At 74.0% G+C, this 23,566-nt stretch carries 23 protein-coding genes; 14 read left to right on the top strand and 9 right to left on the bottom strand.

Annotation, left to right across the window (positions count from 1 at the left end; genetic code table 11):
- Positions 1 to 10 precede the first annotated feature (10 nt).
- From NOCA_RS24250 to NOCA_RS24265, 4 genes are all read left to right on the top strand, one after another.
- Entirely contained in the window at positions 11 to 1,003 is a 993-nt protein-coding gene (locus NOCA_RS24250; RefSeq protein ID WP_011757927.1) for an NAD-dependent epimerase/dehydratase family protein, read from the top strand.
- 90 nt (positions 1,004 to 1,093) lie between these two features.
- Complete coding sequence (locus NOCA_RS24255) at positions 1,094 to 2,587, top strand: carboxyl transferase domain-containing protein (RefSeq protein WP_011757928.1); 1,494 nt, start codon at positions 1,094 to 1,096, stop codon at positions 2,585 to 2,587.
- Between the two features lie 127 nt (positions 2,588 to 2,714).
- Positions 2,715 to 3,533: an SDR family oxidoreductase gene (locus tag NOCA_RS24260; RefSeq protein ID WP_041546922.1), complete on the top strand. Its 819-nt coding sequence runs from the start codon at positions 2,715 to 2,717 to the stop codon at positions 3,531 to 3,533.
- Positions 3,534 to 3,554: 21 nt separating this feature from the next.
- Positions 3,555 to 4,442 (top strand): patatin-like phospholipase family protein, encoded by an 888-nt coding sequence (locus tag NOCA_RS24265; RefSeq protein WP_041546925.1) that lies wholly within the window; start codon positions 3,555 to 3,557, stop codon positions 4,440 to 4,442.
- A gap of 21 nt (positions 4,443 to 4,463) precedes the next feature.
- Here NOCA_RS24265 and NOCA_RS24270 read toward each other — a convergent pair whose 3' ends face one another.
- Positions 4,464 to 5,435 (bottom strand): DUF2804 domain-containing protein, encoded by a 972-nt coding sequence (locus NOCA_RS24270; RefSeq protein WP_011757931.1) that lies wholly within the window; start codon positions 5,433 to 5,435, stop codon positions 4,464 to 4,466.
- 33 nt (positions 5,436 to 5,468) lie between these two features.
- On the opposite strand from NOCA_RS24270, the gene NOCA_RS24275 reads away from it, so the two are divergent.
- Complete coding sequence (locus NOCA_RS24275; RefSeq protein WP_041546927.1) at positions 5,469 to 6,737, top strand: ArgE/DapE family deacylase; 1,269 nt, start codon at positions 5,469 to 5,471, stop codon at positions 6,735 to 6,737.
- 55 nt (positions 6,738 to 6,792) lie between these two features.
- Here the strand turns inward: NOCA_RS24275 and NOCA_RS24280 are convergent, their stop codons facing one another.
- The 4 genes from NOCA_RS24280 to NOCA_RS24295 form a co-directional block, all read right to left on the bottom strand.
- Complete coding sequence (locus NOCA_RS24280) at positions 6,793 to 8,217, bottom strand: dihydrolipoamide acetyltransferase family protein (RefSeq protein ID WP_011757933.1); 1,425 nt, start codon at positions 8,215 to 8,217, stop codon at positions 6,793 to 6,795.
- A gap of 11 nt (positions 8,218 to 8,228) precedes the next feature.
- A complete protein-coding gene (locus tag NOCA_RS24285; protein WP_011757934.1) occupies positions 8,229 to 9,209 on the bottom strand; it encodes an alpha-ketoacid dehydrogenase subunit beta in 981 nt (326 codons plus the stop codon).
- Position 9,210: 1 nt separating this feature from the next.
- Complete coding sequence (gene pdhA, locus NOCA_RS24290) at positions 9,211 to 10,407, bottom strand: pyruvate dehydrogenase (acetyl-transferring) E1 component subunit alpha (RefSeq protein ID WP_011757935.1); 1,197 nt, start codon at positions 10,405 to 10,407, stop codon at positions 9,211 to 9,213.
- 181 nt (positions 10,408 to 10,588) lie between these two features.
- On the bottom strand, positions 10,589 to 11,503 hold the full coding sequence (locus NOCA_RS24295) for a cation diffusion facilitator family transporter (protein WP_049774480.1): 915 nt from the start codon (positions 11,501 to 11,503) through the stop codon (positions 10,589 to 10,591).
- Between the two features lie 97 nt (positions 11,504 to 11,600).
- On the opposite strand from NOCA_RS24295, the gene NOCA_RS24300 reads away from it, so the two are divergent.
- Positions 11,601 to 12,626: a glycoside hydrolase family 43 protein gene (locus tag NOCA_RS24300; protein WP_011757937.1), complete on the top strand. Its 1,026-nt coding sequence runs from the start codon at positions 11,601 to 11,603 to the stop codon at positions 12,624 to 12,626.
- Positions 12,627 to 12,738: 112 nt separating this feature from the next.
- Here the strand turns inward: NOCA_RS24300 and NOCA_RS24305 are convergent, their stop codons facing one another.
- The 4 genes from NOCA_RS24305 to NOCA_RS24320 are packed head-to-tail and all read right to left on the bottom strand — an operon-like array spanning position 12,739 to position 16,611.
- Positions 12,739 to 13,713 (bottom strand): glutathione S-transferase family protein, encoded by a 975-nt coding sequence (locus tag NOCA_RS24305; protein WP_011757938.1) that lies wholly within the window; start codon positions 13,711 to 13,713, stop codon positions 12,739 to 12,741.
- A gap of 50 nt (positions 13,714 to 13,763) precedes the next feature.
- Positions 13,764 to 14,930 (bottom strand): glycoside hydrolase family 3 N-terminal domain-containing protein, encoded by a 1,167-nt coding sequence (locus NOCA_RS24310; protein WP_011757939.1) that lies wholly within the window; start codon positions 14,928 to 14,930, stop codon positions 13,764 to 13,766.
- Between the two features lie 19 nt (positions 14,931 to 14,949).
- The gene (hisC, locus tag NOCA_RS24315; protein WP_011757940.1) at positions 14,950 to 16,020 is read right to left on the bottom strand and encodes a histidinol-phosphate transaminase; all 1,071 of its coding nucleotides are present in this window, start codon (positions 16,018 to 16,020) and stop codon (positions 14,950 to 14,952) included.
- A gap of 9 nt (positions 16,021 to 16,029) precedes the next feature.
- Complete coding sequence (locus NOCA_RS24320) at positions 16,030 to 16,611, bottom strand: VanZ family protein (protein WP_041546931.1); 582 nt, start codon at positions 16,609 to 16,611, stop codon at positions 16,030 to 16,032.
- Between the two features lie 163 nt (positions 16,612 to 16,774).
- On the opposite strand from NOCA_RS24320, the gene NOCA_RS24325 reads away from it, so the two are divergent.
- The 8 genes from NOCA_RS24325 (at position 16,775) to rocD (ending at position 23,541) form a co-directional block, all read left to right on the top strand.
- Positions 16,775 to 17,182 (top strand): phage holin family protein, encoded by a 408-nt coding sequence (locus tag NOCA_RS24325; RefSeq protein WP_011757942.1) that lies wholly within the window; start codon positions 16,775 to 16,777, stop codon positions 17,180 to 17,182.
- A gap of 3 nt (positions 17,183 to 17,185) precedes the next feature.
- Entirely contained in the window at positions 17,186 to 17,776 is a 591-nt protein-coding gene (locus tag NOCA_RS24330; protein ID WP_011757943.1) for a low molecular weight protein-tyrosine-phosphatase, read from the top strand.
- Positions 17,773 to 18,651 carry a fructosamine kinase family protein gene (locus NOCA_RS24335; protein WP_011757944.1) on the top strand — a complete coding sequence of 293 codons (879 nt, stop codon included), beginning with the start codon at positions 17,773 to 17,775 and terminating at the stop codon, positions 18,649 to 18,651. Before NOCA_RS24330 ends, NOCA_RS24335 begins: the two co-directional genes overlap by 4 nt.
- 76 nt (positions 18,652 to 18,727) lie before the next feature.
- Positions 18,728 to 19,432 carry a response regulator transcription factor gene (locus tag NOCA_RS24340; RefSeq protein WP_011757945.1) on the top strand — a complete coding sequence of 235 codons (705 nt, stop codon included), beginning with the start codon at positions 18,728 to 18,730 and terminating at the stop codon, positions 19,430 to 19,432.
- Positions 19,429 to 20,844: a sensor histidine kinase gene (locus tag NOCA_RS24345; RefSeq protein ID WP_011757946.1), complete on the top strand. Its 1,416-nt coding sequence runs from the start codon at positions 19,429 to 19,431 to the stop codon at positions 20,842 to 20,844. Before NOCA_RS24340 ends, NOCA_RS24345 begins: the two co-directional genes overlap by 4 nt.
- Positions 20,841 to 21,404 (top strand): DUF3558 domain-containing protein, encoded by a 564-nt coding sequence (locus tag NOCA_RS24350; protein WP_140404132.1) that lies wholly within the window; start codon positions 20,841 to 20,843, stop codon positions 21,402 to 21,404. Before NOCA_RS24345 ends, NOCA_RS24350 begins: the two co-directional genes overlap by 4 nt.
- Before the next feature lie 18 nt (positions 21,405 to 21,422).
- Positions 21,423 to 22,277: an acyl-CoA thioesterase domain-containing protein gene (locus NOCA_RS24355; RefSeq protein WP_011757948.1), complete on the top strand. Its 855-nt coding sequence runs from the start codon at positions 21,423 to 21,425 to the stop codon at positions 22,275 to 22,277.
- Positions 22,278 to 22,299: 22 nt separating this feature from the next.
- Positions 22,300 to 23,541, top strand: coding sequence for an ornithine--oxo-acid transaminase (gene rocD, locus NOCA_RS24360; protein ID WP_011757949.1), 1,242 nt, complete (start codon positions 22,300 to 22,302; stop codon positions 23,539 to 23,541).
- Positions 23,542 to 23,566: the final 25 nt, after the last annotated feature.

The raw sequence follows: 23,566 nt of genomic DNA on the forward strand, positions 1-23,566 counted from the left end.
GGTGGCGTCCGTGAAGCTCCTCGTGCTGGGTGGGTCGGTGTTCCTCTCCCGGGCGGTCGCCGCCGAGGCGGTCGCCCGCGGCCACGACGTGACGTGCGCCAACCGGGGCACGTCGGGGCGGGTGCCCGACGGCGCGGCGCTCGCCGTGTGGGACCGCAGCGAGCCGGTGCCGGCCGGGCTCGCGGGGACGGCGTACGACGTGGCGGTGGACGTGGCGCGGCGCCCGTCGTGGGTCCGGGCGGCCGTGGCCGCCTGGCCGGACGCCCACCACGTGTTCGTGTCCACGGTGAGCGTGTACGCCGACGAGTCGACGCCGGGCGGGCGGCCCGGCACGCTGCCGCTGCGCGAGCCGATCCACGAGGACGTCGACCCGGGCGCGGACCCGGACGCCTACGGGCCGATGAAGGTCGCCTGCGAGGAGGCCGTGCGGGCCGGCGCCCGCTCGTGGCTGGTCGTGCGGCCGGGCCTGATCGTCGGTCCGGGCGACCCGACCGGACGGTTCGGCTACTGGCCGGAGCGGCTGGGTGACGCCGGGCCCGGCGAGGAGGTGCTCGCGCCCGGAGCGGCCGGCGACCGGACCCAGGTGATCGACGTGCGCGACCTCGCGCGGTGGATCGTCGCGGCGGCGCAGGCGCGGACCACCGGCGACTACGACGGGGTCGGCGAGGTGCTGGCGATGGGAGACGTGCTGGGGCGCGTGGCGGCGGGGTGCGGGGCCGACGTGCGGCTGACCTGGGTGCCGCAGGAGGTCCTCACCGAGCAAGGCGTGCAGCCGTGGGCGGGGCCGGACGCCTTGCCGCTGTGGCTGCCGCGGCCCGAGTACGACGGGATGTGCGCCCACGACCCGGCCCCGTCGTACGCCGCCGGGCTGGTGCTGCGCCCGCTCGAGGACACCGCTCGGGACACGCTCGCCTGGCTGCGGTCGGCGCCGGACGCGGCCCGCACCGGGATCAGCCGCGCCCGGGAGGCCGAGGTGCTCGCCGCCTGGCACGCGCGCGGGTGATCGGCGAGCCGCAGCTCCTGCCAAGCCGGGACGCCAGGAACGGCAAGAGATGACGTCCGCGCGCGCGCAGCCGCGCACTAGCCTCGGAGGATGACGACCGCGCCGCGCCCCGCTCGCCTCTCGGCCGCCGAGCTGATCGACCTGGTCCTCGACGAGGGGTCCTGGGTGTCCTGGGACACCCCGCCGGACCGCACCGGCGTCTCCCCGGAGTACGCCGCCGCCCTGGACGCGGCGTTCGACAAGAGCGGCGCCGACGAGTCGGTCCTGACCGGCGAGGGCCGGATGCGCGGGCGCCGGGTGGCCGTGCTGATGGGCGAGTTCGCCTTCCTCGCCGGCTCGATCGGGCGCGCGGCGGCGGACCGGCTGGTCGGCTCGATCGAGCGCGCGACCCGGGAGGGACTGCCGCTGCTCGCGGGCCCGGTCAGCGGCGGGACCCGGATGCAGGAAGGCACCCCGGCGTTCGTGCAGATGGTGCGGATCACCGAGGCGGTCGCGGCGCACAAGGCGGCCGGCCTGCCCTACCTCGTCTACCTGCGCCACCCCACGACCGGTGGCGTGATGGCCTCCTGGGGCTCGCTCGGGCACGTGACGGTCGCCGAGCCCGGTGCGCTCGTCGGGTTCCTCGGGCCGCGGGTCTACGAGGCGCTGTACGGCAAGCCGTTCCCGCCCGGCATCCAGACCTCGGAGAACCTGTACGCCCACGGCATCATCGACGCCGTCGTACCGCCCGAGGAGATCGCTGGGATCCTGGACCGGGCGCTGGAGATCCTGCTCGCACCGCGGCACGGCATCCAGCCGGTGCCGGCGCCGGTGCCGCTCACCCCGCTGCCGGAGGTGGAGACCTGGGACGCGGTCACCCGCTCCCGGCGCCCGGACCGGCCGGGCGTGCGGCGGCTGCTCAAGTACGCCGCCAGCGACGTGATCCCGCTCAACGGCACCGGTCAGGGCGAGCAGGACCCGGGGCTGCTGATCGCGCTGGTGCGGTTCGGGCAGGCGCCGTGCGTGTTCCTCGGGCAGGACCGGCGCGGCCAGACCGCCGAGCACCCGATGGGGCCCGAGGCGCTCCGCGAGGCGCAGCGCGGGATGCGGCTGGCCTCGGACCTGGGCCTGCCGCTGCTCACGGTCATCGACACCCGGGGGGCGGCGCTCTCCGCGGAGGCCGAGAACGGCGGCATGGCCGGCGAGATCGCGCGCTGCCTCAACGAGCTGATCACGGTCACCGCGCCGACGCTGTGCCTGATGCTCGGCGAGGGCAACGGCGGCGGCGCGCTGGCGTTCCTGCCGGCCGACCGGGTGATCGCCGCGCAGCACGCCTGGCTCTCGCCGCTCCCGCCGGAGGGCGCCAGCGCGATCGTCCACCGCGACCTCGACCACGCCCCCGAGATGGCGCGCAGCCAGCAGGTCCGCGCCCTCGACCTGCGCCGGCTCGGCATCGTCGACCGGATCGTCGCCGAGCTCCCCGACGCCGCCGACGAGCCCGAGGCGTTCTGCCGCCGGGTCGGCGCCGTCCTCGAGCACGAGCTGGCCGCCCTCCTCGACGCCGGCCCGGGCACCCCCGCGGAGCGGGCCCGTCGCTACGCCTGACCCGCCCCACCCAGCTGTAACGCCCGTTTACCCTTTCTTCCCCCTGTGCTGCAACACCCCGGGAACAAGAGGTAAACGGGCGTTACAGCGAACGCGGCGGTCGGTAGAACGCGTTACAGTCCGGGTCGTGAGGACGTACGCCGTGAGCGGGGCCGCATCGGGGATCGGGGCGGCCACGGCCGGGATGCTGCGCGAGCAGGGGCACCGGGTGATCGGGGTGGACCGGGTCGCGGCGGACGGCGTGGACGTGACCGCGGACGTGTCGACCCCGGCCGGGCGGGCCGAGGCGGTCGCCGGGGTGCGGGCGCTGACCGACCGGGTGCACGGGCTGGTGCCGGCCGCGGGGATCGCCGGGCGCACCGGCGTCGACTCGCAGCTCGTGGTGTCGGTGAACTTCTTCGGCGCGATCGCACTGGTGACCGGGCTGCACACCGAGCTCACCGCCGGCGCGCGGGACGGCGGGGCGGGCGTGGTGCTGCTGGCCTCGAACTCGATCACCGGCATGCCCGGCTGGAACGCGCCGGTCGCCCAGGCCTGCCTGCGCGACGACGAGCCGACCGCCCGCGAGGAGGCCGGCCGGGTCGACTCGGTGCTGGTCTACCCCGCCACCAAGGCGGCGCTGGCCTGGTGGGCCCGCCGCGAGGGCGTCAAGCCGGAGTGGGCCGGCGCGGGGATCCGGCTCAACTCCGTGGCCCCCGGAGCCACCGAGACCCCGATGGTCGACCAGATGCGGTCCGACCCGCTGCTCGGGTCGGCGGTCGACGCCTACCCCACCGCGATCGGCCGGACCGGTCGGCCCGAGGAGGTGGCCGCGGCGATCTGCTTCCTGCTCTCCGAGGGAGCCGCCAACATCGTCGGCGCGGTGCTGTTCGTCGACGGCGGCACCGATGCGATGCTGCACCCCGTCTCCCCGTCCGGCTGGGAGGTCGGCCCGATCGAGCCGTAGCAGGGCCGTACCCTCGGAGTCATGCGTGTGGCCCTCGCCCTCGGCTCCGGCGGGGCCCGTGGCTACGCCCACATCGGCGCGATCGAGGAGATCCGCGCCCGCGGGCACGAGATCGTCGCGATCGCCGGCTCGTCCATGGGGGCCCTGGTCGGTGGCCTGGCCGCCGCCGACCGGCTCGAGCCGTACGCCGAGTGGGCGCGGTCGCTGACCCAGCGCGACCTGCTCCGGCTCCTCGACCCGAAGTGGTCGGCGCCCGGCGCCATCGCCGCCGGCCGGTTCTTCGCCGAGGTCGAGCGGCTGCTCGGAGAGCAGCAGATCGAGGCCCTGCCGATCCCGTTCACCGCGGTGGCGACCGACCTGCACGCCCGCCGCGAGGTGTGGTTCCAACGCGGTCCGCTGGTGTCCGCGATCCGCGCCTCGACCGCGATCCCGGGGGTGATCACGCCGGTGGAGATGAACGGTCGCCTGCTGGCCGACGGTGGGCTGATGAACCCGGTCCCGATCGAGCCCACCGCGGTCTCGGTGGCCGAGCTGACGATCGCGATCTCGCTCCAGGGCGCCCGGACCGCGCACGAGCGGGCCACCCCGGCGCGCGAGCCCGCGGCACCGACCTGGCGCGAGGAGCTCGTCGAGCGGGTACGCCGTACCGTCGGCCGGAGCGCGGAGCCGGAGCCGGAGCCGGAGCCGCCCACGCTGCTGGAGCAGGTCCGGCTCTCCGACGTCGTCGGACTGTCGATGGATGCGATGCAGGGCCTGATCACCCGCTACCGGATGGCCGGACTCCCCCCGGACGTGCTGGTCACGGTGCCGGTCGGCGCGGCCCGGTCGCTGGAGTTCCACCGCGCGGCGGAGATGATCGAGCTCGGCCGGACCCTCACCGCCGAGGCGCTGGACGCGGCCGGGCGCTGAGCACCCCGGACCGACCTCGGGTCACCAGCGGTTGCGCGCCTCCTCGGCCCACCCGACCAGCCCGTCGAGCGACACCCGCTCACCCCCGTCGGTGCTCGCCCATCCCGACCAGTGGCCGAAGCACTGGTGGGTCTGGTTGGCGACGACTCCGAGGTTGGTCCGGTCGACCCGCTCGTGGAACGGCTCGAGCGTCGCGTCGACCCGCGGCCCGTGGATCCGCCAGGGCCGCCGCCAGTCCGAGCGGTCGTACTCCCAGGTCAGCTGCTCGCCGATCTTGTGCGCGCGGCCGTCGACGAACAGTGCGTTCTCGGTCGACCCGGTGCCGTCGGTCCACTGGCCACCGAGCGTGATGCCGACCCGCTCCGAGGAGCCGGCCGCCCAGTTCCAGGTGATCGCGTAGGGCCACTTGCCGCGGCCGTGGTCGAGGACCGCCCACCCCGCGTGCACGTCGTACGGCGTCCCTTCGAGCACGACCCGGCCGGTGACGGGCCGGGCGACGTCCTTGACGGTGTACTGGAAGCGGCGCGCGCTCCACGGCACCACCACGCCGACGCACTCGCCGCCGGCCCCGACGACCAGGTCGACCTCGATCCCCGGCGCGCTCGCCCGCACCACGGTCCCCGAGGCACCGCCCGGGGCGTCGGCCAGCTCGATCCGCAGCCGCCCGGCCTCGACCAGGGTGCGGCCGCCGACGCCCGGGGGCAGGGACACGCCGCGGGCCAGCGGCGGCACCTCGTCGCGCGACCAGGTCCGCCCGGTCGCGCGGTCGAGCACCCACACCGAGCAGACCCCGGCGTAGTCGAGCGAGGAGGCGACCACCCCGAGGCAGAGCCGCGGCGTGACGATCCCCCAGTACTCCCAGCGCTTCGCGCGGCCCCAGCCACGCAGGTTCGCCCGGTGCAGGGGCCGGCGCGACCAGCCGACCGCGTCCGGGTTCAGTCGCCCGCCGGGCAGGCAGAGGTCGACCGGGGCCGTGATCTCGCGTTCTGCCACAGGGGAGGTCTACCAGTGATTACCGTTCCGCCCATGCCCTATCGCGATCTCAACGACCGTGAGCTGCGCGCGCTCGCCTTCGTCGACGAGCGCGAGCTGGTCCGCGACCTCGTGGAGCTCGTCTCGGTCCCCAGCATCAGCGGCAGCGACGCCGAGTGCGACATCCAGCACCGGCTCGCCAAGCAGCTGGGCGGGCTCGGCCTCGACGTCGACCTGTGGCAGCTCGACCTGGACCGGCTCACCGCCGACCCGGCCTTCCCTGGCTGGGAGGCGCCGCGCACCGAGAGCTGGGGACTGGTGGCCGCCAGCGGCCCCGGCGAGCCCGAGCTCGTCCTCCAGGGCCACGTCGACGTGGTGCCGCCGGGCGACCTCGGCGCGTGGGGCGCGGACCCGTTCGGCGGGACCGTCACCGGCCGTCGGGTGCACGGCCGCGGCACCTGCGACATGAAGGCCGGCGTGGTCGCCAACGTCGCCGCCGTCCGCGCGGTGCGCGCCGCCGGGATCGAGCTGACCAAGCCGTACGCCGTGCAGCTGGTGGTCGGCGAGGAGGACGGCGGGCTCGGCGCCTTCGCCACCCTCGAGCGTGGCCACCGGGGCCGGGCCTGCATCATCACCGAGCCCACCAGCGGCACGATCACCACCGCGAACGCCGGCGCCCTGACCTTCGAGCTCCGGGTCCCGGGGGCCGCCACCCACGCGAGCACGTCGTATGCCGGCGTCAGCGCCCTGGAGAAGTTCTGGCCGCTGCACGCGGCGCTCGGCGAGCTCGAGGCGCGCCGCAACCGCGACGCCCACCCGCTGATGGCGGAGTACCCGCTCGCCTACCCGCTCTCGATCGGCAAGGTCGCCTGCGGCGACTGGGCCAGCACCGTCCCGGACCTGCTGGTCGCCGAGGGCCGGCTGGGCGTGGCGCTGGGCGAGGACCCCGACGACGCGCGGGCCGAGCTCGAGGAGGCGATCGCCGAGGCCGCGTGCGCGGACCTGTGGCTGCGCGACCACGCGCCCACGATCGCGTGGACCGGAGGCCAGTTCGCCAGCGGCCAGTACGCCGAGGGGAGCGGTGCGCTGCTCGACCTGGTCGCCACCGCGCACGCCGACGTCACCCGGGGGCCGCGGCCACGCGAGCGCGGGGCGCCGTACGGCAGCGACCTGCGGCTGTACGCTGCCGCCGGCGTCCCCACGCTCCACTACGGTCCCGGCGACGTCCGGCTCGCCCACGGCCCGCACGAGGCGGTGGACGTGGACGAGCTGGTCGCCGTCACCGAGAGCCTGGTGCTCGCCCTGGTGCGCGCCTGCGCCTAGCCCGGACGGGTCGTGTGCCTGAGCACGCGCCATGGCGCGTGCTCAGGCACACGACTCAATACAGCAGCGCGGTGGCGGGATCGGCCATGATCTCGGCGACGTCGGCGAGGAACCGCGAGCCCTTCTCCCCATCGATGTGGCGGTGGTCGAAGGCCAGCGCCAGCGTGCAGATCTGGCGCGGCACGATGGTGTCCTGGCCGTCGGTCTCGACCACCCAGGGCTGCTTGCGCACCGCGCCGAACGCCAGGATCGCGGACTCGCCGGGGTTGATGATCGGCGTGCCGGAGTCGACGCCGAAGACGCCGACGTTCGTGATCGTGAAGGTGCCGCCGCTCATCTCCGCGGGCTGGGTCTTGCCCTCCCGGGCGGTCGCGGTCACCGCGTTGATCGCCTGGGCGAGCTCGAGGAGGGTCATCGACTCGGCGTCCTTGACGTTCGGCACGACCAGCCCGCGCGGGGTGGCCGCGGCGATGCCGAGGTTCACGTACCGCTTGTAGACGACCTCGTGCGCCGCGTCGTCCCACCACGAGTTGATCTCCGGTGTGCGCCGCATCGCCAGCATCACCGCGCGGGCAAGCACCAGCAGCGGTGAGACCCGGACCTCGCGGAACTCCCGGCGCGTCTTCAGCCGCTCGACGAGCTCCATCGTCGCGGTGACGTCGACGGTGACCCACTCGGTCACGTGCGGCAGCGTGAACGCCGACTGGACCATCGCCTGGCCCATCATCTTGCGCACGCCCTTGATCGGCTCGCGCCACTCCCGCTCAGCGGGTCTCGACTCGCCGCCTCGTTCGCCGGCGGCTACCCGACCGCCGAGAACGGCATCGCCGCCGGCCGCGGCCTCGACGTCCTCGCGCGACACGGTCCCGTTCGGCCCGCTCGGGGTGAGCGTGGTGAGGTCGACGCCGAGGTCCTTGGCGAGCTTGCGCACCGGCGGCTTGGCCAGGGTGCGCACCGCCGCCGGAGCGTCCAGCGGGGCCGCGGCGGTGGCCGGCACCGGCTCCTCGTCGGCCTCCACCATCGGCGCGCCGCCGGTCTCGAACGCGGCCTGCGCCTGCATGTGCGCGGCCATCGCCCCGGAGGTGACCTTGCGGGCCCGGCGGACCGGGCCCCGGTCGGCCTTGTTGCGCCCGACCAGGCTCTCGCCCTCGCCGCCACCGGACGCGGCGGGGTTGGACAGGTCGATCTCCACCGGCGCCGCGGCGCGCGCCTCGGGAGCGGCACCGGCCGCCGGCTCGGCGGCCACGTCGTCGCCGATCGCGATGATCGGCGTACCGACCGGGACCAGCTCGCCCTCGGCGACCAGGATCGCGCTCACCTCACCGGCGTACGGCGAGGGCAGCTCGACGATCGACTTCGCGGTCTCGATCTCGACGACGACCTGGTTGATCTCGACGACGTCGCCGACGGCGACGTGCCACTTGACGATCTCGGCCTCGGTCAGGCCCTCGCCCGGGTCGGGCAGCTTGTACTCAGGCACGCAGGCCTCCTTCAGAACTCGAGCGAGCGGTCGACGGCGTCCAGGACCCGGTCCAGGTCGGGGAGGTAGTCCTCCTCGATCCGGGACGCCGGGTACGGCGTGTCGAAGGCTCCGACCCGCAGCACCGGTGCCTCCAGGGAGTAGAAGCACTGCTCGGTGATCCGGGCCGCGAGCTCCGCCCCGAGGCCGAGGTTGACGTGCGCCTCGTGGGTCACGACCACGCGGCCGGTGCGGCGTACGGACTCGTAGACCGGCGTCATGTCCAGCGGCGAGAGCGTGCGCAGGTCGATCACCTCGAGCGAGCGGCCCTCGGTGGCGGCGGCCTCGGCTGCGGCCATCGCGGTCTTCACCGTCGGGCCGTAGGCGAGCACCGTGATGTCGGTGCCGCGCCGCACCACCCGGGAGCTGAACAGCGGGTCGGGGGTGGCGGTCTCCTCGAGGTCGGCCTTGTCGGCGTGGTACTGCCGCTTGGGCTCGAGGAAGATCACCGGGTCGTCGCAGGCGATCGCCTGCTGGATCATCCAGTAGCCGTCGACGGGGTTGGAACAGGCGACCACCTTGAGCCCCGGCGTGTGCGCGAATTGCGCCTCCGGGCTCTCGCTGTGGTGCTCGACCGCGCCGATGCCGCCGCCGAACGGGATCCGGATCACCATCGGCATCCGGGACTTGCCCTGGCTGCGGAAGGTCATCTTCGCGACCTGGCAGACGATCTGGTCGTACGCCGGGTAGACGAACCCGTCGAACTGGATCTCGACGACGGGCCGGTAGCCGCGCAGCGCCAGCCCGACGGCGGTGCCGACGATGCCGGACTCGGCCAGCGGGCTGTCGATCACCCGGTCCTCGCCGAAGTCCTTCTGCAGTCCGTCGGTGATCCGGAAGACGCCGCCGAGCTTGCCGACGTCCTCGCCCATGAGCAGGACCTTGGGGTCGTCCTCCATCGCCTTGCGCAGCCCCATGTTGAGGCCCTTGGCCAACGTGATCTTCTGCGTCATGTCAGTGCGCCCCCTCGAAGTCCGCGCCATCGAAGCTGGCAAGGTAGGCGGCGAACGCCTCCCGCTGCTGCTCGAGCTCCTCGGTGAGCTCTGTGTAGACGTGGTCGAAGATGCTCAGCGGCGAGGGGTCGGGCAGCGCCCGGCAGCCCTCGCGCAGTCGGACGCCGAGGTCGGCGGCCTCCTCCTGGACGCCGGCGAAGAACGCGTCGTCGGCGATGCCGTTGCGGCGCAGGTAGGCCTCGACGCGGGCGATCGGGTCCTTGAGCTTCCAGCGCTCCAGGTCGTCGGAGAGCCGGTAGCGGGTCGGGTCGTCGGTCGTGGTGTGCGCGCCCATCCGGTAGGTGTACGCCTCCACGAACGTCGGGCCCTGGCCGTCGCGGGCCCGGTCGAGCGCCGCCTGGGTGACGGCGTACGTCGCGAGCACGTCGTTGCCGTCGACGCGCACGCCGGGGAAGCCGAAGCCGAGCGCCCGCTGGTAGAGCGGGATCCGACTCTGCCGCTCGAACGGCTCGGAGATCGCCCACTGGTTGTTCTGGCAGAAGAACACCACCGGCGCGTTGTAGGAGGCGGCGAAGACGAACGACTCGTTGACGTCGCCCTGCGAGGACGCGCCGTCGCCGAAGTGCGCGATCACCGCGGCGTCGCGGTCGGGGTCGCCGGTGCCGACGACGCCGTCGCGCTGCATGCCCATGGCGTAGCCGGTGGCGTGCAGGGTCTGGGCGCCGATCACGATCGTGTAAAGGCCGAAGTTCTTGTCCTTCGGGTCCCACGAGCCCTGGTCGACGCCGCGGAACAGGCCGAGCAGATCCAGCGGGTCGATGCCGCGGCACCAGGCGACGCCGTGCTCGCGGTAGGTCGGGAACACGAAGTCCTGCGGGCGCAGCGCGCGGCCGGCGCCGATCTGCGCGGCCTCCTGGCCGAGCAGCTGGGCCCAGATGCCGAGCTCGCCGTGCCGCTGCAGCGCGGTCGCCTCGGTGTCGATGCGCCGGGTCAGCACCATGTCGCGGTAGAAGCCGAGGATGGTGTCGTCGCCGAGATCGAAGGAGAAGTCGGGGTGCTCGACCCGCTCTCCCTCGGGGGTGAGCAGCTGGACCAGCTCGGGTCCGCCGTCCTGCTGGGCGGGCCCGAAGACCTCGGCGAGGTCGGGGCCGAAGCCAGCCGTGTGTGCGGGGTTGCCTCCCGCTGCCTGCTGGGTCACGTGCGCTCCTTCGAGTCGTCGGCGGTACGGGGTCTCCGCGTGCCGATGTCAGCCGGTCCGGACGCGGGGCGCGGGGGTGGTGCGCCCTGTGACCCGGAACACAATCGTGCACGTTCAACCTACCGGTGCCATCGTCGGCGCCGCCAATCAACCGGGGTAATCGTCGGGCGCCCGCCCGTCGTCAGTGGACCTCGCCGAGGTCCTCGTGCTCGCGATGGGTGACCGGCTCGACCTGGAAGGTCGAGTGCCGCACGTCGAAGTGCTCGGCCGTGCACTCGGAGAGCCGGTCCAGGACGCCGCCGACGCCGAGCTCGGCGAGCGCCTCCTCGGTGACGGTCACGTGGGCCGACAGGCTGGGCATCCCGCTGGTGATGGTCCAGGCGTGCAGGTCGTGGACGTCGAGCACGCCGGGCATCGCGAGCAGGTGGCGGCGTACGTCGTCCAGGTCGAGGCCGCGCGGCGCGACCTCGAGCAGGATGGCGGCCGACTCGCGGAGCAGCACCAGCGAGCGCGGCAGGATCAGCGCCGCGATGACCAGGGACGCGATCGGGTCCGCCCGGTCAAGACCCCACACCCAGATCACCGCGCCGGCGAGCACCGCGAGGACCGAGCCGACCAGGTCGGCGAACACCTCGTTGGCCGCGCCGCGCAGGTTGAGCGACCCGGTCTCGGAGCGGTTGAGGATCACCAGCGACACCGCGTTCGCGACCAGGCCGACCGCCGCGAACGCGACCATCGGCCCGGCGTCCACCGACACCGGGTCGGCGAGCCGGGAGATGCCGGCCCAGGCGAGGTAGCCGCAGACCACCAGGAGCGCGAGCGCGTTCACCAGCGCGGCCAGGATCTCGGCGCGGTGCAGGCCGAACGTGGACCGCGGCCCACCGCCCCGGGACGCGACGTACGACGCCCCCAGCGCGAGCACCACGGCCGCGGCGTCGGTGGCCATGTGCCCGGCGTCCGCGAGCAGCGCGAGCGAGCCGGTGAGCAGCGCGCCCACCACCTCGACCGCCATCACGACGACGGTGACCGCGAGCACCACGCGCAGCCGGCCGCGGTCCTCCGCACGCCCGGCCGCGTGGTCGTCGTCGTGCCCCATGGCCGCATTGTGCCAACTCCGCAGATTCTCGTGCGCGGCGCCGATGCCCAGGTGATCCTGTCGCGGCACGGCAGGCACGAGACGTTTGGTGGGACGCATGGGGTGGGGAAGACGGGCGGCTGCGGCCGCCCTGACGATGGTGCTGGCCGCGCTGCTGACGACGGCGCTGACGGTCGAGCTGATGCCGGACGCGTCGGCGGTGCGGCTCCGGCCGCCGGCGCAGCGGGTGACGCCGGTGCTGCACCGGGAGGGGTTCGCGGACCCATCGGTGGTCTCGATCGCGGGCGGCTACCTGGCGATCTCGACCGGGTTCCGGGCGCCGCGGGCGGTGTCCAGCTCGCCGCGCGGTCCGTGGCACCCGGTGAGCCGGGCGCTGCCGAAGAAGCTGCCGCACTGGGTGCGCTCACCGCAGATCTGGGCCTCCGAGCTGGTTCGCTCGCGCACCGGCTGGCTGCTCTACTACTCGGCCGTCGCGCACGGCAAGACCCGCCGCTGCATCGGGGTCGCGACCGCGCGGCACCCCCTCGATGCGTTCCGACCGGTCGGCCGCCGGCCCCTGGTGTGCCCCCAGCGCGGGGCCATCGACCCGTCCGGGTTCGTGCGCAGCAACGGCGGTCGCTACCTGCTGTTCAAGACCCAGGGCAACCCGACGTCGATCCGGCTGCTCCGACTCACCCGCGACGGCCGACACCGCGGCCACCGCGCCCACTCGCGGGTGCTGCTGCGCAGCCAGCACACCATCGAGAACCCGGTCCTGGTCCGGCGCAAGCGGCACCTGGTGCTGTTCACCTCCGAGGGCTACTTCGGCAGCTGCGGCTACGAGACCACCTGGCGTCGCTCGAAGAACCTGTTCCGCTGGGGCCGGTCCGAGCCGCACCCGCTGCTGCGGCGTACCAACACCCGGATCTGCGGGCCCGGCGGTGCCGACGTCCTCACCGCCGGCCGCAAGAACCCGGTCCTGTACTTCCACGGCTGGACCTGCGGCAAGGGCCGCCGGCCGTGCCCACCGCGGTTCGTCCTCGGTCGGGCCGAGCGGCCCTATGCCCGTCGGGTCATGTACGCCGCACACCTGCGCTGGAAGCACGGCACCCCGCGCGTCCACGGCTTCATCCGGAGGCACTGAGGGCAGGTCGGTTTCCCCGGTGAACCGGGGAAACCGGAACTTCCCGGCCGAAACTTCGGTCCAACAGTTCCAACTTCCCCGGTGAACCGGGGAAACCGCCGCCGGCGCTACCTCAGAGCCGGTCGCGGCCGTGGGGGGTCAGCCAGACCGACGGATCCGGGCCCTTCGGCACGACCTTCGACGGATTGATGTCCTCGTGCACCACGTAGTAGTGCGCCTTGATCTGGTCGAAGTCGGTGTTCTCGCCGAACGCGGGGGTCTGGTAGAGGTCGCGGGCGTAGGCCCACAGGACCGGCATCTCGGCGAGCTTGTTGCGGTTGCACTTGAAGTGCCCGTGATAGACGGCGTCGAAGCGGGCCAGCGTGGTGAACAGGCGTACGTCGGCCTCGGTGAGCCGGTCGCCCATCAGGTAGCGCCGGTCCGCGAGTCGCTCCTCGAGCCAGTCCAGCGCCGTCCACAGCCGATCGTAGGCCGCATCGTAGGCCTCCTGGGTGCCGGCGAACCCGCACCGGTACACGCCGTTGTTGACCTCGGTGAAGATCCGCTGCATCACCTGGTCCATCTCCTCGCGGAGGTCGTCGGGCCACAGGTCGGGTGCGTCCGGGCGGTGGTGGTCGCGCCACTCGAAGAACAGGTCGTGGGTGATCCAGGGGAAGTCGTTGGTGACGACCGCACCCGTCGGCACGTCCACGACGGCGGGCACGGTGATGCCGCGCGGGTAGTCGGGGTAGCGCGCGAAGTAGGCCTCCTGGAGCCGCTCGATGCCGAGCACCGGGTCGCGGCCGCCGGGGTCGAGATCGAAGGTCCAGCTGCGCTCGTCGTGGGTCGGCCCGCACAGACCCATCGAGATCACGTCCTCGAGCCCCAGCAGCTGGCGCACGATGATCGACCGGGTCGCCCACGGGCAGGCCTTGGCCGCCACCAGCCGGTAGCGCCCCGGCTCGACCGGCCACAGCCCGCCCTGCACGGGGCCGTGCTCGGGCCGGCGCCCGTCCTTGGTGATCCGGTCGGGGATGTAGGTCATGTCCCGGTCGAAGTCGCCGGACGTGAGGTACCTGCCCCTGCCGGTGCGCGAGTCGTCGCCCATCCCTCCACCTTAGGTGAGCCTTCAACTACGGGTGGACGCGCGCGGCCCGCTCACAGCAGGTGCCGGTCCTGCTTGGCGCGCAGCACCCGCAGCACCGCCGCGTCGACCTTGGCGCGGAACCGCTCGCTGGTCCGGGCGCGCTCGAGGACCGCGCGGTACATCTCCCCCACCGGGTCGGCATCGACGCTGAGCACGATGTCGCCACCCGCGCCGATGAACCGCAGTGCCCGGCCGGCCGGGCTGAAGCCCGCGACCTGCCGGGCCCGGGCCAGGTCGTCGGAGATGACCACGCCGCGGAACCCGAGGTCGCCGCGCAGCATGGTGCCGACCACGAACGGTGAGAACGCCGCGGGGTTCCGCGGGTCGAGGTGCTCGTAGTACGCCGTCGACATCATCACGATCGGGACGCCCGCGTCGATCGCCGCCCCGAACGGCCGCAGGTAGGCGTCGTGCCGGGTCGTGACCCGGTCGGTGACGCCGGCGTGGGTGTCGGGGTTCGCGTGGACCCGGCCCAGGCCGGGGAAGTGCTTCGCCGTCGGTACGACGCCGCCGTCGGCCATGCCGTTGAGGAACGCCACCCCGTGCCGGGCGACGACCTTGGTCGTGAAGCCGAACTCGCGGTCGTAGCGGCCGATCGGCGGGTTGTGCCGAGCCGCCCGCCGGCTGGGAACGGTGTCCATCACCGGCGCCAGGTCGAGGTTCACGCCGGCCCGGCGCAGCTGCCCGGCCCACAACTTCGCGGCGCCACGCAGCCGGCGCGGCTGCCAGGTGCCCTGCTCCAGGGCCGAGGGGATGTCGGAGAAGCCGGGCCCCTGCAACACCCGGACCTGGCCGCCCTCCTGGTCGGTCGCGACGAAGAGCCGGACGCCGGCGGTCGACCTCCCGTCGACCTCGCCGCGCATCGCCCGGGACACCCGGGCCGGCGCGCGGACCCCGTCATAGCTGCGGCCGGTCAGCATCACGTTGCCGACGTGGAAGCGATGGATCTGGGCGCGGGTACGGCGGTCGACCCGGTCCGCGGGGGTGCCGACCATGAACAGCTGCCCGACCCGCTGGGCCAGGCTCATCTCCCGATACACCGACGCCGCCGTCCGGGTCTCCTGGTGCCGGCCGCTCACCGCAGGCGCGTGCGCGGACCCGCTGGCGGGCGCCAGCAGCCCGGCCCCCAGGGCAGCGGCCGCGACCGCGACCAGGACGGGACGAGGCGACGACGACATGCGTCGGCACGCTACCGCGTCAGCGGCTGAAGGCTGCGGCCACCTGAAGCAGCCGGCCGTTGGCCTCGGTCTCCCCGATCGAGACCCGGGCGCCCTCCCCGGCGAACGGCCGGACCACGATCCCGGCCTCGTCCGCGGCCGCGGCGAAGTCGGCGGTCCGCTCGCCGAGCTCGAACCACACGAAGTTGCCCTGGGCGGCCGGGACGTCCCACCCCGCCTCGGCCAGGCCCGCGACGACGCGGGCCCGCTCGACGACCAGCGCCTCGACCCGCTCGAGCAGCTCGGCCTGGCGCTCGAGCGACGCGATGGCCGCGGCCTGGGCGACGGTCGAGACCCCGAACGGCAGCGACACGGCGCGCAGCGCGGCCGCGATCGGGGCAGGCGCGACGGCGTACCCGACCCGGAAGCCCGCCAGCCCGTAGGCCTTGGAGAAGGTGCGGGTGAGCACGACGTTCTCCCGGGCGCGGTACGTCGCGAGACCGTCGACCGGATCGGCCATCCGCACGAACTCCAGGTAGGCCTCGTCCACGACGACGAGCACGTGCGGCGGCACCTTCTCGAGGAAGTCGTCCAGCTCGGCCTGGGTGACCGCCGGGCCGGTCGGGTTGTTGGGGGTGCAGACCAGCACCACCTTGGTGCGGTCGGTGACGGCGGCCGCCATCGCGTCCAGGTCGTGCCGGCCGTCGGCGAGCACCGGGACCTTGACTGCGGTCGCGGCCGCGGCCGTCACCGCGATCGGGTACGCCTCGAACGAGCGCCAGGCGAACACGACCTCGTCGCCGGGCTCGCAGAACGCCTGCACCAGCTGGTAGATCAGCCCGACCGACCCGGTGGCCACCGAGAGGTGGTCGGACGGCACCGCGAACTTCTCCGACAGGGCGGCGTAGAGCGCGGCGCTGCCCATGTCGGGGTACCGGTTCATGGCGGCGACGCCCGCCTGGACGGCCTCGATGACGCCGGGCAGCGGCGGGTAGGGGTTCTCGTTCGAGGAGAGCTTGTACGACGTCATCCCGGGTCGGACCGTCGGCGGCTTCCCGGCGACGTACGGCGGGATCGCAGCGACCGTGCGCCGGGGCTGGGGGCTGGTCATGGGCTCACCCTAGTGACGCACTTCTCGGGCCGCGGGTCGATGGGGACGCCGCCGCCAGGGCCGCAGCAGCACCGCCAGCACGATCCCGATCCCGACCCCGACCACCGCGCCGGTGACGTTGTCGACCACGTCGGTCACGTCGCAGGCCCGGTCCAGCCGGGCCAGCGCGAGCTGGGTGCCCTCGATCGCCGCCGAGTAGCTGGCCAGCAGGGCCAGTCCGGCCGGCACCAGCACCCAGGCGGCCCGCCACCGGGCGGCCGCGAAGACGAGCAGGGCACCGGGCGGCACGAAGACGACGGTGTTGAGCAGCCGCTGCCCCCCGGAGAAGATCCAGAACCCGTCCGGCGCCGGCCCGCCGACGTCCCACGAGCAGCCGGTCAGCCGGCCCTCCACAGGCACGATCCCGGGCGCGCCGTTCGCCGGGATCAGCGTGATCGAGGCGATCACCGCCAGGGACCAGACCAGTCCGCCGAGCGACCCGGCGGTGACCCACCCGAGCCTGCGCCCCAGCGCTACTACCAGCAGCAGGCACGCCGCCGCGGACACCACCACCAGGAGCAGCATCACCCCCACACCGCCGACCGGGAACACGCCCCTGACCGTAGCCGCCCGGCTGCGGCGGCGACCGGGGTTGGTTTCCCCGGTTCACCGGGGAAACCGGAACCGTTGGGCCGAAACTTCGGGCCAGAAGTTCCAACATCCCCGGTGAACCGGGGAAACCGCCGACGCGGGTCCGCCCCCCTAGGATCCAGGCGTGGGTCTCTTCAAGCTGCTCGGCTGGTTGTTGACGAATGCGGTGGCGCTGGCGGTGGCGTGCCAGCTCTTCGACGGGATCGGCTTCCGCGGCGGCGCCGACAGCGGGTGGGACGAGGTGGCGGACAAGATCTGGCCGCTGCTGTTCGTCGCGCTGATCCTGGGCGTCGTGAACTCGTTCGTGAGCCCGGTGCTGAAGTTCCTCTCGATCCCGTTCATCATCATCACGCTGGGCCTGTTCCTGCTGGTGATCAACGCGCTCATGCTGCTGTTCACCGAGTGGCTCGCCGGGCTGTTCGACATCGACTTCTACGTCGACGGCTTCTGGACCGCAGTGGGCGGCGCGATCGTGATCACGATCGTCACCTGGATCGTCGGGCTCCTGCTCGGCGACGCCGAGGAGGCCTGAGCCGTGGCCGGGCGCGAGCTGCCGCCGGCCCGGACCCCCGGTCGGTACCACGTCGCCGTGGTGTGCCTGGGCAACATCTGCCGCTCGCCGATGGCGCAGGTCGTGCTCACCGAGCGGGTCGCCGACGCCGGCCTCGCCGACCGGGTCACGGTCAGCAGCGCCGGCACCGGCGACTGGCACGTCGGCGACCCGATGGACCGCCGCGCCGCCGCGACGCTGACCCGGTCGGGGTACGACGCCACCCGGCACCGGGCCCGCCAGTGGACCGGCCGCGACCCCGTCGACCTGGTGCTCGCCATGGACGCGCAGAACCACGCCGACATCACCGACCTCGAGGACCCGGCCGAGGACCTGGCGGAGGACCTGGCGGAGGATCCGGCGGAGGACCCGGCCCCGGCCGAGAGGGCGGGCCGGGTGCGGCTGTTCCGCGAGTTCGACCCGGTCGAACCGGGCAGCGACGTGCCCGACCCGTACTACGGTGGGGACTCCGGATTCGAGGAGGTGCTCGCGATGGTGGAGCGCACGGCCGAGGCGCTGGTGCAGACCCTGGAGCGCGAGCGACCCTGGAGCGGCGGGGGTGAGCGGGTCTCGTGACCCGACAGCCGCTGGTCGCGCGCCGGGCCGAGGAGCTCCTCGGATCCTCGGTGGTGGCCACGGCGCCGATCGCGGGCGGCGACATCTCCACGGCGACCCGGCTGCGGCTCAGCGACGGCACGACGGCGCTGATGAAGACGCTCCCGCACGCCCCGGACGAGTTCTTCGCCGAGGAGGCCGCGGGGCTGCGCTGGCTCGCCGAGGCGACGCCCGCCGGCGGCGCGCAGGTCCCCGAGGTCCTCGGCGTCGACCACGAGTGCGTGATCGTGCGCTGGGTCGAGCCGGGCAAGAACTCGGTCGACGCGGCCACCGCGTTCGGCCGCGCACTCGCCGCCACCCACGCGGCCGGGGCGCCGTCGTACGGCCGGGACCGCGACGGCTTCATCGGCCGACTGCCGATGCCGAACCGGCCGACCGACACCTGGGCCGAGTTCTACGCCGCGCGCCGGGTGCTGCCCTACCTCAAGCTCGCCCGCGACCGCGGCGCCGCGACCGCGGAGCAGGCCGCGGCGATCGAGGCGGTGCTCCCCCGGCTGGCCGACCTGGTGCCCGAGGAGCCGCCGGCCCGGCTGCACGGCGACCTGTGGAACGGCAACGTGCTGTGGGGCTTGGACGGGCAGGCGTGGCTGATCGACCCGGCGTCGTACGGCGGGCACCGCGAGGTCGACCTCGCGATGCTGGCGCTGTTCGGGCTGCCGCACCTGCCGCGGGTGCTCGACGCGTACGCCGAGGCCACCGCCGGGACCACTCCGCTGGCCGACGGGTGGGCCGACCGGGTGGCGCTGCACCAGGTGTTCCCGCTGCTCGTGCACGCCTGCCACTTCGGCGGCGGCTACGCCGGCCGGGCCGCCGAGGCCGCCGCCCGCTTCGTCTGACCGGACCGCCCCGGACCCGCCCCGGACCCGCCCCGGTTCTCAGTCGCGGCTCAGGCTCGGCTGGCAGAGTAGGAGCGTGACCACGCCCACTGCTCCCCGGCCGCGTGTGCTCGTCGTCGACGACGACAAGGCCGTGCGCGAGTCACTGCGGCGGTCGCTGGAGTTCAACGGCTACGAGGTCGTGCTCGCGGCCGACGGCGCCGAGGCGCTGGCCGGCATCTCCGCCGCCGCCCCGGACGTGGTCGTGATGGACGTGATGATGCCCCGCCTCGACGGGCTGGAGACCACCCGGGCGCTGCGCACCGCCGGCAACGACCTGCCGATCCTGGTGCTCACCGCCCGCGACGCGGTGGGCGACCGGGTCGAGGGCCTCGACGCCGGCGCGGACGACTACCTCACCAAGCCCTTCGCCCTCCAGGAGCTGCTGGCCCGGCTGCGGGCCCTGCTCCGGCGGGTGGTCCCGCACGAGGACGCCACCGACGAGATGCTCTCCTTCTCGGACCTGTCGATGGACGTCGGCACCCGTGAGGTCCGCCGCGGCGAGCGGGTGATCGAGCTGACCCGCACCGAGTTCGCGCTGCTGGAGATGTTCCTGCGCCGGCCGCGCCGGGTGCTGGAGCGCTCCTTCATCCTCGAGGAGGTGTGGGGCTACGACTTCCCGACGACCGCGAACTCCCTCGAGGTGTACGTCGGCTACCTGCGCCGCAAGACCGAGGCGGAGGGCGAGGCGCGGCTGATCCACACCGTCCGCGGCGTGGGCTACGTGCTGAAGGAATCGTGACCGTCTTCCCGCCGGTCCCTCCGGACGGGCGGTGGCACTACCGCCGCTCGCTCGCCAGTCGGGTCACGCTGCTCACCACCATCGCGGTCGGCGTCACGGTCGCGTTCGTCGCCGCCGGCGCCTACCTCACGGTCCGGATGCAGATGCAGACGACCCTCGACGACTCCCTCGTCGAGCGGGCCACCACCGCCTCGCTCGACCTGTGCCAGAACGACCTGCACATCCCCGACGAGTACCTCGGCGCCGCGGACGTCTGGGTCGCCTGCCTGCAGGGCGGCATCGGGGTCGCGACCTCGGTCGACAAGAGCTCGCCGATCAGCCTGCTGGGCTCGCCGGAGGCGGCCGTGGTCGGTGGGGAGCGCCAGCAGTCGCTGCGCACCGTGGTCAGCAAGGACGGCGACACCCACTGGCGGGTGATCGCGCTGCGCCGCGACGGCGGCCAAACGATGATCCTGGCCCAGTCGCTGGAGTCGCAGCAGAACGTGCTCAACCGGCTCGGCATCGTGATGTTCCTCTTCGGCCTCGCCGGCGTGATCGCCGCCGGCATGGCCGGCTGGGCGGTGGCCCGCAACGGGCTCCGGCCGGTGCGGCGGCTCACCTCGTCGGTGGAGCAGATCGCCCGCACCGAGGACCTGCGCCCGCTGCCGATCGAGGGCGACGACGAGATCGCCCGGCTCGCCACCGCGTTCAACCAGATGCTGGCGGCGCTGGCGGCCTCCCGCGACCGGCAGCGCCAGCTGGTCGCCGACGCCGGCCACGAGCTGCGCACCCCGCTCACCTCGCTGCGCACCAACCTCGACCTGCTGGGCCAGGCCGACCGGGGTGGCGTCGACCTCCCGTCGGAGGCGCGCGCCGAGCTGCTCGACGACGTGGCCGCCCAGATCGAGGAGATGACCACGCTGATCGGCGACCTGATGGAGCTCGCCCGGGACGAGCCGCTCACCCACGTGGTCGAGCCGGTCGACGTACCCGAGCTGGTCGACCGGGCCATCGCGCGGGTCCGCCGCCGCGCGGCCGGCGTGACCTTCGACGTGGTCGCCGAGCCCTGGTTCGTCGTCGGCGAGAGCGCCGGGCTCGAGCGCGCCGTCACGAACCTGCTCGACAACGCGGCGAAGTGGAGCCCGGCCGGCGGGACCGTGCGGGTCCGGCTGGCGGGCGGCGTGCTCACCGTCGACGACGACGGGCCGGGGATCTCCGAGGAGGACCTGCCGCACGTCTTCGACCGGTTCTACCGCTCGCAGGAGTCGCGGTCGATGCCCGGCTCCGGGCTGGGGCTCTCCATCGTGCGCCAGGTCGCCGAACGGCACTCCGGCACCGTGTGGGCGGGGGCCGCGCCGACCGGCGGTGCCCGGCTCACGCTGTGGCTGCCCGGCTCCCGCGCGCCCGTCCCGGACTGGACGCCCGCGTCGTGAGGCGCGCGCTGCCGGCCGCCGTGCTCCTGGCGGCGGGGCTGCTCACCGCCGCCTGCTCGTCCGGTTCCGCGGGCTCCGAGGCCGACCCCGGGTCGGCGGCGTCGGACGCCTCGGCGGCGCTGTCCGAGGCGACCGACGTGGGCTGGAGCCCCTGCGACGGGCTGGACGCCGCGCAGGTGAGCCGGTTCGCCGCCGAGCCGATGGCCGAGCAGACCGGGACCACCGACCAGCCGCGGTGCGCGTTCACGCCGGTGGCCGAGGGTGGCCCGGCGTTCGACGTGAACTACCTCTTCTTCGACGGCGGCCTCGACGAGGCGTGGCGGACGATGGGCCCGATCCGCGGCCGGGTGAGCCGGATCGCCGTGCCCGGCGCCGACGCCGCGCGCCTGGTCGTGCACGCGCGCCGCCCCGCGGTGCTCGTCACCGGCTTCGTGCAGAGCGGCGGCCTGGTGCAGAGCGTGAACGCCGTCCAGCTCCGCCCGTACGACGAGCAGCAGGTCGTCGCCGCGACCCGGCGGCTGCTCGCGGCCCTGGTGCGCGCGGCCCCCGAACGCCCCTGATCCGAGCGGCACTGGACAATGGCGCCCGTGACGCTCTCGTTCTTCACCCGGCGCGACGACCGGGCGACCGAGCTGGTGCCCCGGCAGCTGGCGTGCAGCATGTGGAGCAAGGACCAGATGCACGGCGTCGCGCTCAGCGGCGCCCTGGCCTGGGCCGCGGAGCGGCGGCTGGCGGAGGCCGGCCGCACCGACCTGCGCCCGGCACGCTGGGCGGTCGACCTGTTCCGGCCGGCCCGGATGGTGCCGTGCACGCTGAGCGCGGAGATCGAGCGGGAGGGCCGCCGGATCTGCCTGGTCGACGTGATCCTGTCCCAGGACGGGGAGCGGGTCGCCCGCGGCACCGCCACGTTCCTCCGGCCCTCGGAGAGCACCGACGGCGAGGTGTGGGAGCCGGCCGAGCGGCCGCAGCCCCCGGCACCGGAGGTGGTCCCGCCCTCGACGGTCCCGCGGGCGCCCTACGTGCGCTCCTCGGCCGACTGGTCCCAGGACTTCCTCGCCCACCAGAACGCCGCCCGGAAGGCCACCTGGAGCACGGCGGTCCCGGTGGTCGCCGGTGAACCGGTCACCGGCTTCCAGGCCGCGGCCGCCACCGCCGACGGCGCCAGCATGGTGACCAACTGGGGCACCCGCGGCATCGAGTACATCAACACCGACATCACGCTGACCCTCGCGCGTGAGCCGGAGGGCGTCGAGATCGGGCTGCTGGCCACCGACCGGGTCGAGCACGACGGCATCGCGGTCGGGACGGCGGCCGTGTTCGACCGGCGCGGGCCCCTGGGCAGCGTGCTGGTCGCGGCGCTCGCGAACGCCCGCCGTACCGTCGACCTCGGGTCGGTCACCTACACCGACGACGGCCGGCGCAGCAATCGTTGAACCGCGGTGAGACGATGCACCTATGACGGGCACCGAGACCACCGAGGCGAGCATCCTGCCGCTCAGCGACACCCAGGCTCACGTCGAGCTGACCGAGTCCTACGCGGCGCACAACTACCACCCGCTGCGGGTGGTGCTGTCCTCCGGTGAGGGCGCCTGGGTCACCGACGTCGAGGGCCGTCGCTACCTCGACTGCCTGGCCGGCTACAGCGCGCTGAACTTCGGGCACTCCCACCCCCGCCTGGTCGCCCGGGCCACCGAGCAGCTGACCCGGCTGACGCTGACCTCGCGGGCCTTCTACAACGACCAGCTCGGCCCGTTCGCGCGCGACCTCGCCGCGCTGACCGGCAAGGAGCTGATCCTGCCGATGAACTCCGGTGCCGAGGCCGTGGAGACCGCGATCAAGGTGGCCCGCAAGTGGGCCTACCTGGTCAAGGGGGTGCCGGAGTCGCAGGCGACGATCGTCGCGATGGAGGGCAACTTCCACGGCCGCACGACCACGATCGTCTCGTTCTCGAACGACGCGGCGGCCACGGCCCACTACGCGCCGTACACGCCCGGCTTCCGGCTGGTGCCGTACGGCGACCTCGAGGCGCTCGCGGCCGCGGTCGACGAGACGACCGCCGCGGTGCTGCTCGAGCCGGTGCAGGGCGAGGCCGGCGTGATCGTGCCGCCCGAGGGCTACCTCCAGGGCGTGCGGGCGCTGTGCAACTCCAGCGGCGTGCTGATGCTGGCCGACGAGATCCAGTCCGGCCTGGCGCGCACCGGCCGGACCTTCGCCTGCGACCACGAGGACGTGGTCCCCGACGTCTACATCCTCGGCAAGGCGCTGGGCGGCGGCCTCTACCCGGTCTCGGCGATCGCCGCGGACGGCGACGTGCTCTCCGTGATCACCCCGGGCACCCACGGCTCGACCTTCGGCGGCAACCCGCTGGCGGCCGCGATCGGCCGCGAGGTGATCGCGATGCTGGACACCGGCGAGTTCCAGGAGCGCGCCGCGACCCTCGGCGCGCGGCTGGCGGCCGGCCTCGGCGGGCTGGTCGGCCAGGGCATCGACACGGTCCGCACCCGCGGGCTGTGGGCGGGGGTCGACATCAGCCCCGACCTGGCCACCGGGCGGCACGTGTGCGAGCAGCTGCTCGACCTCGGCATCCTCGCCAAGGAGGCGCACGGCCAGACGGTGCGGCTCGCGCCGCCGCTGGTCGCCTCCGAGGACGACGTCGACCTGCTGGTCGGCGCGTTCGCGCAGATCTGCTCGGACTGAGGCTGAGCGCCGCGCCGTGGGGGCG

Origin of the sequence: Nocardioides sp. JS614 (assembly GCF_000015265.1) — a bacterium.
Taxonomy (GTDB): Bacteria; Actinomycetota; Actinomycetes; order Propionibacteriales; family Nocardioidaceae; genus Nocardioides.

Excerpts from the sequence above, each read along its gene's own strand:
- NOCA_RS24255 (WP_011757928.1), top strand. The coding sequence starts at position 1,094 with ATGACGACCGCGCCGCGCCCCGCTCGCCTCTCGGCCGCCGAGCTGATC.
- NOCA_RS24265 (WP_041546925.1), top strand. The coding sequence starts at position 3,555 with ATGCGTGTGGCCCTCGCCCTCGGCTCCGGCGGGGCCCGTGGCTACGCC.
- NOCA_RS24275 (WP_041546927.1), top strand. The coding sequence starts at position 5,469 with ATGCCCTATCGCGATCTCAACGACCGTGAGCTGCGCGCGCTCGCCTTC.
- NOCA_RS24285 (WP_011757934.1), bottom strand. The coding sequence starts at position 9,209 with ATGACGCAGAAGATCACGTTGGCCAAGGGCCTCAACATGGGGCTGCGC.
- NOCA_RS24295 (WP_049774480.1), bottom strand. The coding sequence starts at position 11,503 with ATGGGGCACGACGACGACCACGCGGCCGGGCGTGCGGAGGACCGCGGC.
- NOCA_RS24300 (WP_011757937.1), top strand. The coding sequence starts at position 11,601 with ATGGGGTGGGGAAGACGGGCGGCTGCGGCCGCCCTGACGATGGTGCTG.
- NOCA_RS24305 (WP_011757938.1), bottom strand. The coding sequence starts at position 13,713 with ATGGGCGACGACTCGCGCACCGGCAGGGGCAGGTACCTCACGTCCGGC.
- NOCA_RS24310 (WP_011757939.1), bottom strand. The coding sequence starts at position 14,930 with ATGTCGTCGTCGCCTCGTCCCGTCCTGGTCGCGGTCGCGGCCGCTGCC.
- hisC (WP_011757940.1), bottom strand. The coding sequence starts at position 16,020 with ATGACCAGCCCCCAGCCCCGGCGCACGGTCGCTGCGATCCCGCCGTAC.
- NOCA_RS24355 (WP_011757948.1), top strand. The coding sequence starts at position 21,423 with ATGGCGCCCGTGACGCTCTCGTTCTTCACCCGGCGCGACGACCGGGCG.
- rocD (WP_011757949.1), top strand. The coding sequence starts at position 22,300 with ATGACGGGCACCGAGACCACCGAGGCGAGCATCCTGCCGCTCAGCGAC.